Source organism: Maribacter sp. MJ134 (assembly GCF_003970695.1).
Classification (GTDB): domain Bacteria; phylum Bacteroidota; class Bacteroidia; order Flavobacteriales; family Flavobacteriaceae; genus Maribacter.
In genome coordinates, this window is record NZ_CP034570.1 from 2,600,940 (window position 1) to 2,620,314 (window position 19,375).

A 19,375-nucleotide genomic window follows, 5' to 3' on the forward strand; every position below is an offset into this window, starting at 1 on the left:
AGCTTGTCTTTTTTGGTTTAAATATTTGACTACTTTAAAAAATTAAGGTAGCCTAGATGGTACTAAATTTTCAAATTATTAGCTACTCTAATAAACTTCAAAAAATCATTATTCTTGGCTACAATAATATAGCTTTTACCCTTTACATTGATAAGACCTAAATCTTTTACATCACCGTCCATATAAAGTCCATTTTCTTTGGGTTGTTGTACAATAAAGCCGCCTTCTCCTAAACCTTTAAGGAATGTTCCGTGACCAGCATCCGCTCTTGGAGTTTCCACCTCAGAAGCGTAAAGGTTACCGCCAAGGACAATATCCTTAATGCCGTCAGCGTCAAAATCTTTTACAAGAATTTGGTTGGTTGGAGCAATTTGAGCTCTTATCGGTAAATCTTGTCTTACAAATGTACCTCCCTCATTAATGAATATAGCACTTTTAAAAGAAGAGACTTGGTAGTGAATACTGTTTTCAAGCTTTTCTTCATCATAAATATCGACCAAAGTAGCTTTAGAAAAAGTATCATAATCTTCAAACTTTTTCTTAATGGAAGGCATTTGCTGAGAAGAACATTCTCTTCCTCTTACAGGATATTGTTCCCCTTCATTATAATAACTTAAAACAATATCGTTGGTCTTGTTGCCGTCAAAATCATTCAAAAACACATCAAAGGTTTCTTTTTCCTTAGCCTTGTATTTATAATTTTCACCAAGGTTTCCAGCAATTAAATCTAAATCCCCATCATTGTCCACATCATCGGCTTTTAAACTAAACCACCATCCTCTAGTAGTCTCATCCAAACCTAATTCGTCCGTTGTTTCTTTAAATTTTTTCCCATTCAAATTCTTAAAAATCCTAAGTTTCATCCACTCTCCAGTTATGGCCAAGTCTTGCCATCCATCATTATCATAGTCCATCCACTGAGCGGAGGTCACAAGTCCCAAACGATTTAAAACAGGAAGTGTTTTTTTTGTTGCATCTATAAACCTTACATTTCCTTTAGTACTTACATTTTCCAAAACATAGCTCGAAGCAGGATAAGGATAGTTGCCCGGTATGAGCCTCCCTCCTACAAACAGGTCTTTATCCCCGTCTTTATCAAAATCACAGGCATAGACCCTGCTGCCGCTGCTTATCATCACCGGAAGTGCATCTGTACGTTTCATAAAAGTTCCGGTTCCATCGTTTACATAAAGCCTGTCTTGAAGCAAGGGAGAATTGGGGCCAAATTCATTACCGCCGCTTACAATGTACAAGTCATTGTCTCCATCGCTGTCCGCGTCAAAAATAAGCGCCCCTATATCTTCATGCATTCTATCTTTTAAGAGCAACTTTAGTTTTTGCTGTTCAAAAGAACCATCTTGATTTTGATAAAACAATCCCCCAGGGTATTTGGAAGCCGCTCCCACATAAAAATCGTCCAAACCATCGCCATTTAAGTCCCCCACTGCCAAACCAGGCCCAAATTGTGAAGTTTTATGAGGTAAGAGCACTTCGTTCTTAAAATCATCGTAAGTATTCTCTTTGTGCTTGTAAAGGGCTAAGGTATCCGTATAGCTTTCGAATAATTGATTCTTAGCAACAGGATGTTTAAATGTGTTTTTTGCCTCGTCTATTTGAAGTACCAAAGTGTTATTAGCTTTGACTTCGGTTAGTTTTTGTCTTTTTAAATTCGGCCAGACAACGATAAGGCTATCTATGCTACTATCTTTACCAAGGCCAAAATGTAATTTTGGTGCTACCGATGACTGAAACCCCCTGCTAAGTGTAACTTCTTGAACTTGGTGTTTGGTATTATGATATACATGCACTTTTGTTCCCAGACCATATCTATTTTCGGAACTCCCTTTAAAATTTAAAGTAAGATGGTTATTTAAATCAGCACTATGGTTTTGAAATACAGAAACCGTTTTATCGATGTTGTTGGTAATTATTTCTAAGTCCCCATCATTGTCCAAATCGGCATACACCGCACCATTGGAAAAACCTTTGTCCTCGATACCCCATGCTTTATTTTTTCTTGAAAAAGTAAGGTCTCCATTGTTTTTAAAAATAAAATTGTCAATAGGTTCAGAAGGAATTCGTTGGCTTTTAATCAATAAGCTATCCTTATGTTTTTTCTCACCTACAAGGCTATTGAAATAATCCTTGTTATTAATTTCACGGCGCGTACCGTTAGAGACAAAAAGGTCTTTAAAGCCATCATTATCAAAATCTGCCATTAAGGGACCCCAACTCCAATCTGTGGAAGATACGCCTGCCAACCTTGAGATATCCTTAAATTTTGGAATTCCTTTAAAGGTATGACCCGTATTCATTTGAAGGGCATTTTGCATATACTGGTATTGAAAACCAACACGTTCAATATTAGCAAAAAGCTCAGGATTCATACTCGCCATATTTGCCTTAGCCCTTCGGTTAGAAGCCGCATCCATATCCATTTGTACAATATCTAAAAAACCGTCGTTATTGAAATCGGCGATATCAACACCCATTCCGTAAAAAGAGGTGTGCGAGGTCGCATTTTTAATTTCATCTACAAAGGTTCCATCTTTTTGATTGATGTAGAGGCAGTCGGGAGTTCCAAAATCGTTGGAGATGTAAAGGTCTGTCCACCCATCATCATTTAAATCAGATGCCGTAACACTTAAAGAAAGGCTATATAGTTTTACGCCCGATGTCTCAGTTATTTTTGTGAATTTCCCGTCATCGTTTCTATAGAGATTATCCGTCTCTATGTCAGTGACGCGGTCCATTCGCATTTTATAATTGTAACTGTTATACTCAAATGGCGTAATGGGATAGTTCGCTACGTACACATCTAAATCGCCGTCATTATCAAAGTCGAAAAAAGTAGCATCTACACTATTGCCAGCATCGTTTAAACCATAAAGGGCAGCCTCCTCTTTAAACGTGCTATCTCCTTGGTTAATAAATAGTTGGTTTTGCTTATTTCCTGATTGCCCGGCAACCAGACAGTAAATATCCAACAGGCCATCACCATTTACATCTGCCATGCTCGTACCTGTATACCATCTTTGATCTCCTCCTACCGAAGCAGTTACGGTAATATCTTCGAATTCTAGATTTCCTTTATTGAGGTACAATTTGTTCTGTACCATGTTGCCTGTAAAAAATAAGTCGGTAAGACCATCATTATTCATATCTCCCGCCGATACTCCCCCACCCATATAAATATATGGATACGTAAAATAATTGATGGTATCGTTTTCCTTCAAACGGTTTTCGAAACCTATTCCTGAAATGTTTGAGGCTAGTTTTGTGAAAATAGGTTGTTCTTTGATTTCCGATTTGCTATCGTCTTTATCCGCCTTATCGGCACATCCAAAAACCATCAATACAAACAATATCCCGAATACTCTCCGCATGCTTTTAATTTTTCTTGATAATCGAAATCTGAATACTCCTACAATTGCTTCTAAACCAATGTTAATTATGCCACTAATCTCTTGTAGACTTGTCCCAAGATTATTTACTCCCATTCCGATCTTGAAATTACTAAAAAGATAAATGGGCGAAAATTAAAATTTACGCCCATTGTCATACCTAACTAAACTAACTCAAAGTTCTTAATATCCTGGATTCTGGTCACCTTCTCCGATAGCCGTATTGCTGTCCAGTTCATTTTGTGGTAATGGCATTACCCGATGCACATTGGGATCATAATTTCTAATCAAGCGCAACGATTCGTCCGGATTATTAAAGTTTGCGTCCGGAAAAATAGAAAGTTCCTGATCGTCCAAATTCCAACGCACCAAATCATCAAAGCGCTGCTGTTCCCCACTAAGCTCCACGAATCTTTCATGAACAATAGCGTTAAATATCTGCTCCGAAGTATTCACGGGATAACCTCTAGCATCCATAGTGGCGGTACCATATCTTGGCATTTCCGCACGGTCTCTAATTTGATTAAGAAAATCTATTGCGCCCTGATTATTGTTCAAATTCAATTCTACTTCCGCTTGCATTAAGATTACATCGGCATAGCGCATAATACGAACATTTACACCACTATTCTCGGACACATCCACATTGTCGTAGAGTTGAGAGAATTTATACCATACGGGGCCGCCTACGCATCCCGGGCATGGAAACTGAAAAGCCTCTCCTGGACCATAATTGTTGGTGCCGTCAATAAGAATTGCCTGATTAAGTCTTGGGTCATCATCTTCAAACTCCGCTATTACCTTAGATGAAGGTCTCGCATTGGCCCAACCCGTATAGTCTTGAGAGTGAAAAGTTACTTCCGAAGTTCCGATACCCGTTTGCGCCCAACGCTCTTGTTCAGTACCTACCTCGCCGTTATAGCCTACTTCAAACATGGATTCGTCATTATGCTCTCCCGATTCACTGAAATTATCCCTGTAGTTTTCAATGGGAAGCAGACTATGATTAGTAACGTTGTCAAATGCTTGCTTTGCTTCTGCGTATCTTTCTCTGTGCAGGTAAATTTTTCCTAGTAAAGCGTATGCCGCCTCCTTGGTCACCCTTCCAACCTCTGTAGTTCCTTTTGGCAATGTAAGCTGCGTAGCTAAAATTAAATCTGCTATCATTTGATCGTACACCTGATCAGCGGTAGATCTCGGGGTATCTTCCAAAGCAGTTGCTATATCCAATTTTAAAGGGACCCCTCCAAAACGTTTCACCAAATGGTAATAGTACAGTGCTCTTAAAAAATAAGCCTGCCCCAATGCATTATCAATATCACCTTGGGTAAAATTCCCGAGCGACGTGTTTTCTCGCATTCTTTCCTCGTTCCCGATAACGAAATTACAAGCCCCAACACCGTTGAAACAAGCGGTCCAGTATTGAGCTATGTTTTCTAAAGTGGCATTAAATTCGAACCTATTAAATGGTGCAAAGTTGGGGTCCCCACTGGACACCACCTCATCCGACATGGCATCAGGAAACACATACCCGTTACGTTGGTATACGATTTGAAATTGATTGTAACTCGCATTGACCGCAGCTTCGACCTGACTTAAAGATTCAAAGAAAATCTCAGGGTTCAAGGCGTTTCTGTTCTCTACGGGCACATCATCATCACATGATACATGGAATAGTACAAATAGTAGTACTAAACCGTTCATAAAATAATTTTTGATACTTTTCATTTTTCTAACAATTTATAAATTTAAAACTCCACTTGGATTCCGCTCAAAACCGTAATAGGCCTGGGCTGTGCACTTCTATCTATTCCCAGACCATCTACTAATCCCGCAGCATTGTAAAAAGGTGCTATCTCTGGATCTAATCCGGAATAATTGGTGAACGTTGCCAAATTCTGTCCTTGCACATAAAAACGTAGTTTTTTGATGATACCGTTCCCTGACTTGTTCACCATGGTAGTTGGTAAAGTATAGCCTACGGTTACATTTCTTAACCTAAGATAAGAAGCATCCTCGATGTACCTGGTAGATATTTCATTATTGATATTTGACCCGAATCTGAAACGTGGAATATCCGTAATATCACCAGGGTTTTGCCATCTGCGCAATACCTGCGTACCATAATTTAATCCGTTGTCCAAACCTTCTAAATAAAATATATTACTATTAAGCGCATCCACACCTTGTACACCGTTGAAGAGAACATCAAAATCCCATCCGTTGTATTCTGCCCTTAGATTTATGGCATAGGTAAAATCTGGATTAGGATTTCCAATGACATCCCTGTCATCTAAAGTAATAAGACCATCCCCGTTAAGATCTAAAAAACGGACATCGCCTGGTTGTACCGGCACAGCCGCAGTGTTGTTATTTGGCAATTCAGCATCTATCTGTTGTTGGGTGGAAAAGACTCCGTCCGCAACCAATCCGAAAAAATGGAAGGGAGCTTCATTAACAGCCAATCTATTCAAGGCCGATGCAAAAGGAGGGTTTAATCTAGCTCGCTCAATAGGTTCTCCAGACCCACTTAAACTCTCGACGACATTTGTTGCTCTCGTTAGATTAGCCCAAAAATTCCATTTAAACTTGCCTTTATAATCATTGTACCCAAGCGTAAGCTCGTAACCTTCTACATCAACAATCCCAACATTTCTAATAACAGTAGAACCTGTTTGCGAGTTGCCTGGTATTCCTGCCGATGATGGCAATTCTACGGGAATCAATAAATCTTCACTCCTGTTCTTGAAATAGTCTGCGCTAAACTGAATCTGATCATAAAGAAATGCAGAGCTAAAACCATAATTCTGCTTGATCTGTGTTTCCCATCTCAAATCAGGGTTTGCTGCATTATTCGGGCTAATACCAGCAGAAGTCTGGTCTCCTATAGAAGAAGGAAGGTTTAGACCCAATGTAGGTAAAAATTGATTCACGGCATTTCCGGTTCTGTTGTTCCCGGTTTCTCCATAACTAGCGCGCAATTTTAAACTATTCACCGCGTCTACTTTAAACCATGGTTCGTTAGAAATGTCCCAACCAAGAGCACCGGAAAAGAACCACTGCGATGCATTCTCCGGAGAAAATCGTGAAGACGTATCACGACGCCCTGATCCACTAATGGAATAGCGATTATCGAATTCGTACCCTCCAAGAAAAAGAATGGAGTTTAAATTTTCGGGAATTGAGAATGAAGTTGCTCTTGCATTAGGGGAAAAAGCTTCGGGAATTTCAGAAGACACCTCGTTATTGTCAGATATGGAGGTAGATTCAAAACGGATTTTAGTTTGCTCCAACACCGCAGAGGCGTTCAACGAATGTTTTCCATAATCTCTATCAAAATTCAAAGTATTGGTAAATATCGTCTGGGATAAGGTCTGTCTAGTTTTATCTACAAAGTTAATCGGGTTTACAAATCGACCACCATCTTCGGCAAAAGCCCTTCTTTCATTATCCTGCAACGTTAAATTAGCATTTAAGCCAAATTGTGACCTGAAAGTTAGGCCGTTGGTAATTTTGAATTTAGCATATAAGCTGCCTATCACGCTGGAGAGTCTCGTTAAATTATCCTGCGAAGATTGCACTCTCACTTGGTTTCGAGAATCGTTGAGGTCAAGTGAATTTGTTCCACCAAAAAGATTGTTGTCTGTCCGTACTTGTATGTAGGGCGCCTGTCCTATTATATTTTGAAAAGGATCTCTACCGCCGTCTCGCTCAGGTAATGTGGTTTCGTTGTGAGCCAAAGAAAGTGTTTGTCCTATTTCTAACCACTCGGCAATATTGGCATCCGTATTAATATTTAGGGTCGTCCTTGAAAAACCTGTATCTATAAATACACCATCTTGGTCCAATCTAGACACCCCAACATTAAAGCGCGCCTTTTCACTACCACCGTTGACACTAGCACTAATATTCAAAATAGGTGCCTGCCTAAAATAGGCATCTTGCCAGTTGGTATCTATTCCGTCCCCATCAAAATTTGGATCAAGATTAACTCTTCCAATAGGGAAATCCGGACCTCCGTTCTGACCGGTCAACGCATTTATTTCCTTAGTAAACTGAATATACTGTTGTGTATTCAATAAGTCATAGCGTCTATTGAACTCCTGAATACCAGAGGAAATATTAAATGACAATGTAGCGTTCCCCACTTTACCTTTTTTAGTGGTTATCAAAATAACTCCATTGGTTCCTCTAGAACCATAAACAGCCAACGAAGCGGCATCCTTTAAAACATCGATTTTTTCAACACTTGCCAAATCAAGACTATTAATACTATTGGTAAAAACACCATCTACTACAAAGAGAGGAGTACCATCACCAAATGTATTTACGCCACGTATTTGCACCAAGGTCTGTGAACCAGGAGATCCTCCGTTCGTAATCGTTACCCCAGCAGCCCTACCTTGCAGCGCTTGACCAATATCCGTTGTAGGAAACTCACTCAAGGCATCTGCCTTCACTACGGACACAGGAGTGTTTCTTTGCGTACCGTAGTTAACGATAACGACCTCATCCAGGCTTACCAAATCCTCAAACAAGAGGGCGTCTATTTGGGCTTGACCTGTATAGGTCACCTCCTTTGGTTTGAAACCAATATATGAGAATACGAGCACGTCACCATTAGCTACTTTATCAAGGGTGTAATTTCCTTCAAAATCGGTCACTACACCAATTTTAGTACCCTTTATAATAACATTTGCTCCAGGCAAAGGCCCGTCACTTGCAGTTACGGTCCCGGTAACGACTTGACCTATTGCCTGACTCACTGTCATAAGAATCAGAGCAAAAAATAAGTTCTTTAGTTTCATTTGTTAGATTAGTTTAGTTTTAATGGAAAACCAAATCATCCCCTAGAATACTGTGCGTTCACAGTGAAAGTTAGATTTGTTAAGTGCAAGTTAATTTTAACAGGAAGTTAACGGGAACTTATTTGATGCAATAAATATTTCATATGTTGCATTTAGCGTAAGCCTTCTAAATAAATAGGTTTTCAGGGGTTTGAGCGCACTGCAACTATTTGGATTTTCTTAGAAGTAAGACCGATGAATTCTTTATTTACCAGCCTTAGGAAGTTCGCCAAATTGCTTTTTATAGCAAACCGTGAAGTAGGATGCCGATAAAAATCCAACCTTATGGGCCACTTCACTCACGTTCAAATTTTTATCATTTTGAAAAAGCGTCCTGGATTTTTCCAAGCGGACCCTTCTAATAAATTCAATGGGAGACAGCCCCGTCAGAGATTTAATCTTTCTATACACTTGGCTCCTGCTTAAGCAAAGGTGGGAAGATAACTTTTCAACGTTCAATGAAGTGTCCTCTATATTTTCATGAATGTATTCTACGACACCTTGTATAAACCTATCATTAAAATCTGTTTCCTTTGTTTTTACTTCTGGAAGATCTATCGTAGCAAATTGACGATGAAGACGCTCGTTCTTCAATAAAAGTTGCTCTAATATTACTTTGAGTTCCTTGGTATTAAAAGGTTTTACCAAATACGCTTCCGCACCAACCTCGCGGCCCTTTATGCGGTCCTCAGCAAGTTCCTTTGCGGTGAGGATAACAATAGGGATATGATTCAAGGTGGGGTCCTTTTTTATTTTTTCGCTAAATGCGATACCGTCCATAAGCGGCATGATTACATCTGTAATTATGATGTCCGGACGATGCTCCATAGTTCTCAACCACCCTTCTTGACCATCGGATGCTAATATTATATCATAATCCTGCTCCAATATAGAAACTAGGTAATCTTGAAGGTCTACATTATCCTCTGCAATTAGTAACTTCTTCTTGGCTTCTTTTTTTGAAAGGATATCTTCAATGGCATAAACTTCTGGCTTTGTTTTAAGCATCTTATTGGCAGCAATCTTTTGAAGGTTTGCATCAGATTCCAAAAATTGCGAGTCTTGAAAAAACGCTTTCCCGTAAGGAAGAATAATCTTAAATATAGAACCTTTTCCCAATTCGCTTTCCACCTCTATACTTCCCTTATGTAGTTCTACAAAGCTTTTGACCATCTCCAAACCTATTCCCGTACTGCCATAATAAGATTTATTGAGTTCGCTAACTTGATAAAAGCGCTTAAAAATTTTCTTATAGTCCTTTTGGTCTATTCCAGGACCATTATCCTTTATGCTGAGTTCTACGGCCGGAATGGGTTTTTCCTTACTGACCAATGGTAACACCTTTTTTTCGATTTCACTTATACGCACTTGTATTTTTCCTTCATTGGGCGTAACCTTAAAGGCATTGGATAAAAGATTAAATAGGACCTTTTCCAAAATCCCTTTATCTGCCCATATCAGTAAGTTCTTCTTGGTGTGTTTTAAATCTAGACGAATTGCCCTTCTTTTAGATTCCTCATTAAAAAAGCTGAGTATATTTCTAGTATTTTCAACAAGATTAAATTGATCTACCTGAAGCCTAAACTTATTAGACTGCAATTTTCTGAAGTCCATTAGTTCATTGATTAGTCTAGAGAGGCGTTCTGCATTTTTATGGATGATATGGTATTTTTGAGCAGTGCTCTTAGAAATATTGTCTTCCTTAGCGTCTATAAGTTCTTGTATCGGATTTATAATTAAGGTCAGTGGTGTTCTGAATTCATGGGAAATATTGGTGAAAAATTGGAGTTTCTGTTTTTGCAATTCTACCTTCTGCTTTCTTCCCTCACGTTCAAGTCTAAAAGTGTTTATTTCATTGATTCGCTTTTTATATAGGTACATACCGGATAATACGAGTAGTAAGAACAAAAGTATATAGGACAGATATGCCCAGACCGTTCTCCACCACGGCGGCAATACCTGAATTTGCAGCAACACCGAAGCCTCGTTCCATTTATCATCGTTATTAGAAGCCTTCAGTTTAAAGGTATATTCACCAGATGCAAGATTGGTATAGGTAGCACTGGTTTTAGAATCTACGTAATTCCATGTTTCTTCAAAACCTTCTAGAAAATAGGCATATTGATTTTTCTCCGGCCTTGTATAGGCTATCGTTTCATAATCGATAGTCAATATATTCTGGTCGTGCCTCAGGGTAATGGTATTCGTCTCGGGTGTCCAGTGTAGCGCGTTGATACTATCTTTTTTATCGATTTTTTTGTTGAACAGTTTAATATCTTTCAGGTAAGGCTTTGCCAAATAAGGATTATAGGCAATGTCTTGTGGCGCTATGTAATTGATTCCTTTTTTGGTACCCAAGTACAGCGTATTATTATCGTCCATTATGAAGGCCCTGTCAATCAAATAATTCTCTAAAAGACCATCATAGGTAGTAAATTTTTCCACTTTACCTGTAGCGCGATTAACTCTTAAAATGCCTTGTTTACTGCTGAGCCATAGCTCGTTCTTAATAGGTTCGTGTATGGCGTTAACATAGGTTAGGTCATAGTCGTCTAACGCTAACCGCTCAAAATTCTGTTTATCCTTATTATAGGAATACAATCCGCCACCATTAGTGCCGCACCAGACCGTCCCGTCCTGGGTTTCATAAATATCTAGGATACGATTAGAGCTTGGGTGTCCTCCAAATTTGGATGAAATCGCGTTTCCATGGGCTACGACCTCAAAATCATTTTTACTGTCCATTTCTATATGGTACAATCCAGAGGAAGTGCCTATCCAAACGTTACCATTACTATCGTTGTGTATAACCCTTACATCTCTTTCTGCGATTCCGGAATTCTTGTAAGAATCGCTAGAAGGCACTTTAATTTCATTGGTTGTTGGATCTAAATAGAAAACACCTTTTAAGAACGATCCTATCCACACCCTACCAAAGGCATCTTCTGTAAAACAATGTATTTTATCCGTAGTAAGTGCTCCAGACGTATTTTTACTGCTGATATTTATAAATGTTTTGCTGCCTTTTTTTAAAAGGTATATTCCTTCGCCCCAGGTTGCTAGCCAAATGTTACCCTTACTATCTGCAAATACGTCCTCTAAATAGATACCTTCTTTTAAACCTTTATAGCGAGAACCGGACCCGCCATATACATTGGTAACTTTCTTGGTCTTAATATCCAGGATATCTATACGATTATTGGCTTGGGTTATCCAAAGGTTACCATCTTCCGTTTTTGCAAAAGCTCTGATATCGTTGGCTTGAATATTTCTATCCGTATCCTCGTTTAAAACAGCTTTGAACTTTTTGTAGTGTTGGTCAAAAAAGCCTAACCCGTTTTCGTAATAGCCTAGCCAAAGTCTATTCTCTCCATCGACCAATATAGACCATACCGAATTTGAACTGATACTACGCACATCCTGAACATCTTGCTGATAATGTTTAATGATGTTTCCTGTTTGGTCTAAAACAACCAGTCCTTCGTTTTCCACTGCGATGAAGATATGGTCCATACCGCTGGTAATGGCCATAATGGTACTTTCTATAATATTCAATTTGGTAAACGAGGTCCGGACTTTTTTTAAATCGGCCGTAAATACACCACTCCTTAACGTACCTATCCATAGGTTTTCTCTCTTATCAAGATGTAGCTTTGTAACGTGAGGCGCCGAAATAAGACTAGGGATTGCTAAATCCTGAATCGCTCCTCTTTCCGAATAGTGCTCTAGTTTAAGCCCTTGGTTCGTTGCTATGTACAAGTTGCCCTTGGTAGAATATTGAAGATCCAATATAGAAATGCCGCTTAAAGCGTAATTATTTATTGAGGTATGCTTAATATTTACTTCTTTGATACCATCATATGTTCCAATAAGTAATTTTTCCTTGTATTCGGCAAAACACAAAACACTCGTATAGTTCTCGCTTTGTATATTCCCTACTCTCGTAGCTATTCGTATAAAAGTGTTCTGTTTATCATCGTAGAGACTTAGGCCAGCGTCCGTGCCGATCCATAATTTACCTGAACTGTCCAAGAACAAGGAACTAATGGAATTACTGTTTATGCTGTTTGCGTCTGTTATATCATGACCGTAATACGTATAGGACAGTCCATTGAACTTATAAAGTCCTGCTCCATCCGTTCCTATCCAGATAAATCCGAACCTGTCCTTGACCATGGTCGTAATGGGACGCTGAAAAATATTTTCCTTTACCGTATTAAACTCTAAAGCCTTAAAGTCTATTTGAGAAGCCGCTTCTTTTGGGTTTATCAAAAAAACCAGTAAAAATATAAGCTGTAAAACCTTAGCGCATTTCATTTTAACGTTCACCATTCCCAATTCAATTAGCATGTCAATTAAAGGTATTTCGAATCTAATAAAAATAAAATTTGTAGCATTTTAGGCTTCAAATGTTGCAAACACCTTTGCAAAGAATGTACATATACCTTTCAAAGGAAGTAAAAAGTTATATTGTATTCATTATGTCTAAAACAAACCAAACTATGAAATTTTTTACTCCACGATTCGCCTTTTTCGCGATGGCATTATTCTTAATGGCCTCCTGTGATAGGGATAGGGGCTTCGACGCCATCTTAAACGAAGGTCCGGCACCTAGCGAATTGCAAGCAAATATCGTATTTAATAATGAGGAGCCCCCTTTTTCGGTTACGATAAGCCCTACAGCTGACGGGGCTACGGCGTTTGAAGTATTATCGGGCATACCCGGACAAGCCGCTGAACTCATTGGAATACAACAATCCTTAACCTTTGATTATCCCGATGCCGATGAGAATTTTTTCGTGACCATTAGGGCGATTGCCCCCAACGGTAGGGTAACGGAAGAACAGTTTGAGATTGTACCCCCTGCCGACCCATGTACTCAGATATTCAGTGCCCCGGTAAGTTGGGATAATGGTAATGACCCGGCGTTCTTCTTTGGGTTTAATGGTGTAGAACTAGAAGTGGTAGCTAATCCAGACCCTTCTGGAGCCAATTCTGAAGTTTCCAACGTCTTACAGATTACACAGGACGGAGGCGGTAATTTTGATGGATTTGGCGTGCAAATGACAGGACCTGCTCTTTTTAGCGCCGCAGATAAAATTGTTAGATTAAATTTCTGGTCGGATGTGGAATTGCCCGTAAGACTTACGGTGCAGCAGGACCCTAATAACACAACAGAACGAGAAGCAGAAGTAAATTTAATACATACAGGAACCGGATGGGAAGAACTTCGTTTTGACTTTTCTAATGCCATAGCAGGTTTTACGGGCAATCCTGATGGGGCACTTGGTATTGCAGATGGCGCAAGTTTTGTGCCCACGGGAGCGTATATTCGATTCCAAATGTTCATTAGCCCTGGTGACGATGTTGCCGGCACCTTTTTCTTGGACAACGTTGGTATTTGCGAAGGTGGTGGCGCAGCACCGCCGGAAGAACCAATGGAGGAAGAAATGGAGGCCTGTGCCAGAATTTTTAACACCCCAATTACCTTTGAAAATGGTGAGGAGTTTTTTGGATTCAACGGTGTTGATGTTCAAGTAGTAGCAAACCCGGACCAATCTGGAGCCAACCCTAACGCTACCAATGTATTGGAAATCGTACAAGACGGTGGTGGCAATTTTGACGGATTTGGAACAGTATTAGAAAATCCTGTGGATTTTAGTAGTGACGATAAAGTAGTGCGTGCACTTGTATGGTCTACTTCTGCTGTTACCTTTAGGTTAAATATGCAGCAAAACCCTACCAATAATGAAACAGAACGTGAAGTTGAGGTTGCAGCAGAACATGGCGGAACAGGATGGGAAGAACTTCTTTTCGATTTTGCCAATGCAGTAGCAGGTTTCGTTAGCGAAGGTGAAGCTCTTGGTATTGCAACCGGTGCACCTTTTGCACCTACTGGTCAATATAATCAACCTACATTCTTCATAGCTCCAGGACAAGATGTTGCGGGAACATTCTATCTAGATAATCTTGGCGCATGTCCAGGTGATGACACTAGTTCAACTGGTGGTGGAGAAGAAGAGGAAGAAGAAGCAGCTGATCCGTGTATTACTATTTTTCCAGACGCAATAACATTCGAAAATGGTGAAGAATTCTTCGGATTCAACGGAGTAACCGTACAAATAGTTCCTAATCCAGACCAAACTGGTGCTAATGCAAACGCTACCAATGTATTAGAAATAGTGCAAGACGGCGGTGGTAATTTTGACGGATTTGGTACTGTACTGGCAAACCCTGTGGATTTTAGCGCAGAAGATAAAGTGGTACGCGTACTGGTATGGTCTACGAGTGCTGTGACTTTTAGACTGAACATGCAACAAAATCCCAACAATAATGAAACCGAGCGCGAGGTTGAAGTCGCTGTGGCACACGGAGGAACCGGATGGGAAGAATTACGCTTTGATTTTGCAACAGCGGTTGCCGGTTTTGCAAATGGTGGAGAGGCACTTGGTATCGCCAACGGTGAGGCTCTAGCTCCAACAGGGCAATACAACCAACCAACCTTCTTTATAGCACCAGGAGAAGATGTTTCTGGCACCTTCTATATTGATAACCTCGGGTCTTGTCCGGAATAAAATTAAACATTGACAATTAACTTTATGTAGCCTTAAAAGGGTGAGCCTCTTACTGACTTGGCTCGCCCTTTAATTTGCGAAACATTTGGTCTGTTTTTAAATTTTCCTAAGAAAATTATCAGGTAATGATATACCTCATTTAAATCTAAAACAGGTTAAAAAAATGAATAAGCAACATATATCTTGATTAAACCTACCATGAATTTTCTAAAACCTTTCACAGTTCTTACCCTAATAATGCTTCTTTTTGCCCAATTGAGTTTTGCACAAGAAGAAACCACCTATTTGATCACTGATTTTGATGGAAACGGTATATTACCCAATGCATGGCAATCATATGGGGATTTAGGTTCTCATGGCGTGGTGAGCGCCAAGCCAAACAGCGATGGCAAATTTTACGAACAAGTTTGGAATGGTAGTACCGATGAAGGTTATATTGTAAGCCAATCTGATATCACATTTAGGCTAATTCCCAAAAAGAAATTAAAAGATAAAACTATAGACAATGTCTTTCTTAGGCTAGATATCAGTTGTGGAGGAGCTCCTGGCACTAAAATAAATATAGTCTTAGTAGATGGCCCTAATGATTGCTGTAGTAACGATGTAAACTGGCAGTATTCTTTTGTTAAAAACACCTGCGAATGGGAAACCATAGAAATAAACTTAGCAGAATTTGGCTATGCCTATGACCCCAGCAATCATGAAAAAAGTATTAACATCAATAAAGTAGGAAGAGTTAAGATAGGTGTGGATGTTTTTTCGGGAACCAAAAGACAACTTGTTCAATTTGACAATGTGGCGCTAGTGGTTAAAGACAAGGTAGCAGTTACAGGCTATGACCCTAGTGCAAGTATCGCTGACACTAACACCTTAAAAAATGGGGCTAAGGATTTTTTCGTTGGCATAGCGGTTAATCCATCACGAGTTCAAGACGCTAATTATAGCGCTGTTTACACAAAGGAGTTTAATAGCGTTACGGCAGAGAACGCCATGAAGATGAAGAGCATCTTTAAAGGAATAGATAGTGAAGGAAATCTAAACTTAGATTGGACTAATTCTGATCTTATCGTGGATTTTGCAGAAGCAAATGGTTTAAACGTACATGGGCACACACTCATATGGCACGAAAGTATTCCTGACTTTATAAAGACTTTTACAGGCACAAATCAAGAATTTGAGTCCATCATAGAAAAATACATCACGGCCGTTGTAACAAGATACAAAGACAAGGTTGATTCTTGGGATGTGGTAAACGAAGCTATCACGGACAACAGTTCAGCTTTAAGGCCATCGGTATTTCTGGAGCGCATGGGGCCGGACTATGTAAAAAAGTGTTTTCAGTATGCCAGAAATGCGGACCAAGAGGTAAAGCTATTTTATAATGACTATAACTTGGTTTTCGATACACAAAAACAGAAAGGAGCTTTTGAAATTATTGATGATTTAATGGCCAACAACCTTATAGACGGCGTAGGATACCAAATGCATATAGATTATAACTTTCCCAATAAGCAAGCTCTACAAACCGCAACAGCCCTTATTGTAAAACGAAAATTACTAGTTCATTTTTCTGAATTAGATGTAAAAACTAACCCTAAAGGAGCTATCGCTGAGTTTACCGAGAAAAGAAATAATGCGCAGGCACAAAAGGTTTATGAAGTAGTGGAAGTTTACAACGCCATACCCACAGAAAATAAATATGCCTTAACAGTTTGGGGGCTTAAAGATGATGATTCTTGGGTAACGCCACGTTATGGTTTTCTAGATTGGCCACTATTATTCGATAGTTCTTTTGGCAAAAAGAAGGCTTATGCCGCCTTCATACAAGCATTAGAAAAGTAACTTGAACACAACTCAACTTCGTACTATTAAAATGTAAAGCATTAAAAATATGAACCATTTAAAAAATATAGCTCAAGTACTCTTATTAGTCCTACTATTTCTTACGGGGTGTTCAGAATCCAAAAAACAACGTACGGATGTGCAAGTGTATGAAAAACCCAATTTTGAAGAGCAGGCCAAGGGTCTGGTCGCTCAAATGACTTTAGAGGAAAAAGTAGGCCAAATGCATTACGAATCTCCGGCTATAGCGCGTTTGGGTATACCAGAATACAATTGGTGGAACGAATGCTTACATGGTGTTGGAAGAGCAGGTAAGGCAACAGTATATCCACAGGCCATAGGCTTGGCAGCTACTTTTGATAAGGATAACATGTCTAAAATTTCAACGATCATATCTGATGAGGCTCGTGCTAAACACCATGACTTTGCATCACGCGGAAAAAGAGGTATTTATCAGGGTTTGACCTATTGGACTCCTAACATTAATATTTTTCGTGACCCAAGATGGGGTCGCGGCATGGAAACCTATGGCGAAGACCCGTATTTAGCTGGAGAATTGGCCGTGAGATTTATTAAAGGGCTACAAGGAGACGACCCTAATTATTTAAAGCTGGTGGCAACAGCTAAGCATTTTGCGGTGCACAGTGGACCAGAAGCAGACAGGCATCGGTTTAATGCGGTCCCGAGCCCACAAGATTTTTTGAATACTTATAGTCCACATTTTGAAAAAGTAGTAAAAGAAGCAGGTGTGTATTCCATTATGTGCGCTTATAATAGTTATAACGGAAAACCTTGTTGCGGAAATCAAGAACTCAGTAGTTTGTTACGAAACGATTGGGGTTTTAAAGGTTACATTGTATCCGATTGTTGGGCGATTAGGGATTTTTATGATGATAATGCGCATGATATTAGTGCAGATACCAAAGAAGCATCAGCCATAGCTGTAAAAGCGGGCACTGATTTAAATTGCGGAAGCTCTTACCCTGCACTGGTAAAAGCTGTTGAAGATGGTTTAATAAGTGAAGCAGAATTGGATGTTTCTTTAATTAGATTGATGGTGGCCCGTTTAAAATTAGGCCTATTTGCACCTGAAGGAGCCGTAAAATATGCAGCTATACCCTATGAGGTGGTGGATTCTGAAAAACACAGGCTTTCGGCATTAGAAACTGCTCGCAAATCCATGGTGCTTTTAAAGAACGAGGACAAGTTGTTGCCTTTAGATAAAAATAAGATTAAGAAAATTGCGGTAATTGGCTCCAACGCAAATGATTTAGAAGTGTTACTCGGCAATTACAATGGTTACCCCACTGAGCCTATAACACCCTTAGAAGGCATTAAACAAAAATTACCCAATGCAGAGGTGTCTTACGCGGTCGGATGCAAATTGGCAGAAGGACTACCCGTTTTCGAGCCAATGCCAAAATCCGTATTATTTTCTGATAGTTCTATGAAAACTAGCGGATTAAAAGGAGCGTACTACGACAATATTTCTTTTGAAGGCGCCCCAGTACATACCCGTGTGGACGAAACTGTTGATTTTACGTGGAGAACAACACCTCCTTTTAAAGACATGAATCCAGATACCTATGCTGTTAAATGGTCAGGAATTCTTTCCGTTGACAAAACTGGAAATTACGCGCTCGGTGGAGAAGCCTTCTCTTCCATGAAGTTATTTTTAGACGACAAATTGTTGTTGGAAAGAAACGATGTACATCACCCAAAAAAGATATACGAATACGTAAAATTACAGGCGGGTAAAAAGTATAAAATTCGTTTTGAATGTGTTCAGAATAAAACGGACCATTCTATCATGAGGCTATTATGGGAAGCACCTAAAGATAATTTGGAGGCAGAAGCCATTGCCATTGCCAAAGATGCAGATACGGTTATTTTGTGTATGGGTATAAGTCCTTTATTAGAAGGGGAAGAAATGAAAGTTAAGGTAGATGGTTTTTCTGGCGGAGACCGTGTGCATACCAAATTACCTAAAACACAATCCGAATTAATCAAAAAAATTCAGGCACTAGGAAAACCAACAATTCTAGTCTTGCTAAATGGTAGCGCATTATCCATTAATTGGGAAAACGACAACATACCGGCTATTATAGAGGCTTGGTATCCGGGTCAAGCAGGTGGCACGGCCATTGCCGATGTTATTTTTGGAGATTACAACCCTTCGGGAAGGTTACCAGTTACTTTCTACAAAGACATTAATGATATTCCTGCCTTTAGTGATTATAAAATGAAAGGCAAGACCTATCGCTACTTTAAAGGAGATCCTTTATATGAGTTTGGTTACGGTCTTAGCTACACCAAATTTAAATACAGCAATATAGAAGTGCCAAGTACTTTAGAATCTGGCAATGACCTTACCGTAAAGGTTAATTTAGAAAATATTGGAGATTTAAAAGGAGATGAAGTAGTACAAGTATATGTGCAAAACACCAATGCAGATGAATTTAATCCTCATAAAACCCTAGCTTCTTTTGAACGGGTTTCCTTTGCCCCGGGAGAAAAGAAAACCTTGACTTTTACCATTGACAAAGAACAATTGAGTTCCGTAAATGCGAATGGTGAAAAAGTAATGTTACCAGGAGCATATAATATTTCAGTTGGTGGGGCACAACCCTCTGAAAAAAGAATCAAAGAGGGTTCCGTAGTGACACATAAACTAACTGTTTTGTGAAGCGCCGTAAAGATTTAAGGG

At 39.4% G+C, this 19,375-nt stretch carries 7 protein-coding genes; 3 read left to right on the forward strand and 4 right to left on the reverse strand.

What is annotated here, in order from left to right; all coding sequences use genetic code 11:
• Positions 1-62: 62 nt before the first annotated feature.
• The 4 genes from EJ994_RS11265 to EJ994_RS11280 all read right to left on the reverse strand — a co-directional run bounded on the left by EJ994_RS11265 (position 63) and on the right by EJ994_RS11280 (position 12,601).
• Positions 63-3,386 carry an FG-GAP-like repeat-containing protein gene (locus EJ994_RS11265; protein WP_126592526.1) on the reverse strand — a complete coding sequence of 1,108 codons (3,324 nt, stop codon included), beginning with the start codon at positions 3,384-3,386 and terminating at the stop codon, positions 63-65.
• A gap of 201 nt (positions 3,387-3,587) precedes the next feature.
• Complete coding sequence (locus EJ994_RS11270; RefSeq protein WP_164721454.1) at positions 3,588-5,108, reverse strand: RagB/SusD family nutrient uptake outer membrane protein; 1,521 nt, start codon at positions 5,106-5,108, stop codon at positions 3,588-3,590.
• Positions 5,109-5,152: 44 nt separating this feature from the next.
• Positions 5,153-8,212: a SusC/RagA family TonB-linked outer membrane protein gene (locus EJ994_RS11275; RefSeq protein ID WP_126592528.1), complete on the reverse strand. Its 3,060-nt coding sequence runs from the start codon at positions 8,210-8,212 to the stop codon at positions 5,153-5,155.
• 243 nt (positions 8,213-8,455) lie between these two features.
• Positions 8,456-12,601: a two-component regulator propeller domain-containing protein gene (locus EJ994_RS11280; protein ID WP_126592529.1), complete on the reverse strand. Its 4,146-nt coding sequence runs from the start codon at positions 12,599-12,601 to the stop codon at positions 8,456-8,458.
• 152 nt (positions 12,602-12,753) lie between these two features.
• On the opposite strand from EJ994_RS11280, the gene EJ994_RS11285 reads away from it, so the two are divergent.
• The 3 genes from EJ994_RS11285 to EJ994_RS11295 all read left to right on the forward strand — a co-directional run bounded on the left by EJ994_RS11285 (position 12,754) and on the right by EJ994_RS11295 (position 19,354).
• Entirely contained in the window at positions 12,754-14,826 is a 2,073-nt protein-coding gene (locus EJ994_RS11285) for a hypothetical protein (RefSeq protein WP_126592530.1), read from the forward strand.
• 198 nt (positions 14,827-15,024) lie between these two features.
• The gene (locus EJ994_RS11290; protein WP_126592531.1) at positions 15,025-16,668 is read left to right on the forward strand and encodes an endo-1,4-beta-xylanase; all 1,644 of its coding nucleotides are present in this window, start codon (positions 15,025-15,027) and stop codon (positions 16,666-16,668) included.
• Between the two features lie 49 nt (positions 16,669-16,717).
• Positions 16,718-19,354 (forward strand): glycoside hydrolase family 3 C-terminal domain-containing protein, encoded by a 2,637-nt coding sequence (locus EJ994_RS11295; RefSeq protein ID WP_126592532.1) that lies wholly within the window; start codon positions 16,718-16,720, stop codon positions 19,352-19,354.
• Positions 19,355-19,375: the final 21 nt, after the last annotated feature.

Bases quoted from the DNA above. Each gene is read 5' to 3' on its own strand.
- EJ994_RS11265 (WP_126592526.1), bottom strand. From the start codon at position 3,386: ATGCGGAGAGTATTCGGGATATTGTTTGTATTGATGGTTTTTGGATGT.
- EJ994_RS11270 (WP_164721454.1), bottom strand. From the start codon at position 5,108: ATGAACGGTTTAGTACTACTATTTGTACTATTCCATGTATCATGTGAT.
- EJ994_RS11275 (WP_126592528.1), bottom strand. From the start codon at position 8,212: ATGAAACTAAAGAACTTATTTTTTGCTCTGATTCTTATGACAGTGAGT.
- EJ994_RS11280 (WP_126592529.1), bottom strand. From the start codon at position 12,601: ATGCTAATTGAATTGGGAATGGTGAACGTTAAAATGAAATGCGCTAAG.
- EJ994_RS11285 (WP_126592530.1), top strand. From the start codon at position 12,754: ATGAAATTTTTTACTCCACGATTCGCCTTTTTCGCGATGGCATTATTC.
- EJ994_RS11290 (WP_126592531.1), top strand. From the start codon at position 15,025: ATGAATTTTCTAAAACCTTTCACAGTTCTTACCCTAATAATGCTTCTT.
- EJ994_RS11295 (WP_126592532.1), top strand. From the start codon at position 16,718: ATGAACCATTTAAAAAATATAGCTCAAGTACTCTTATTAGTCCTACTA.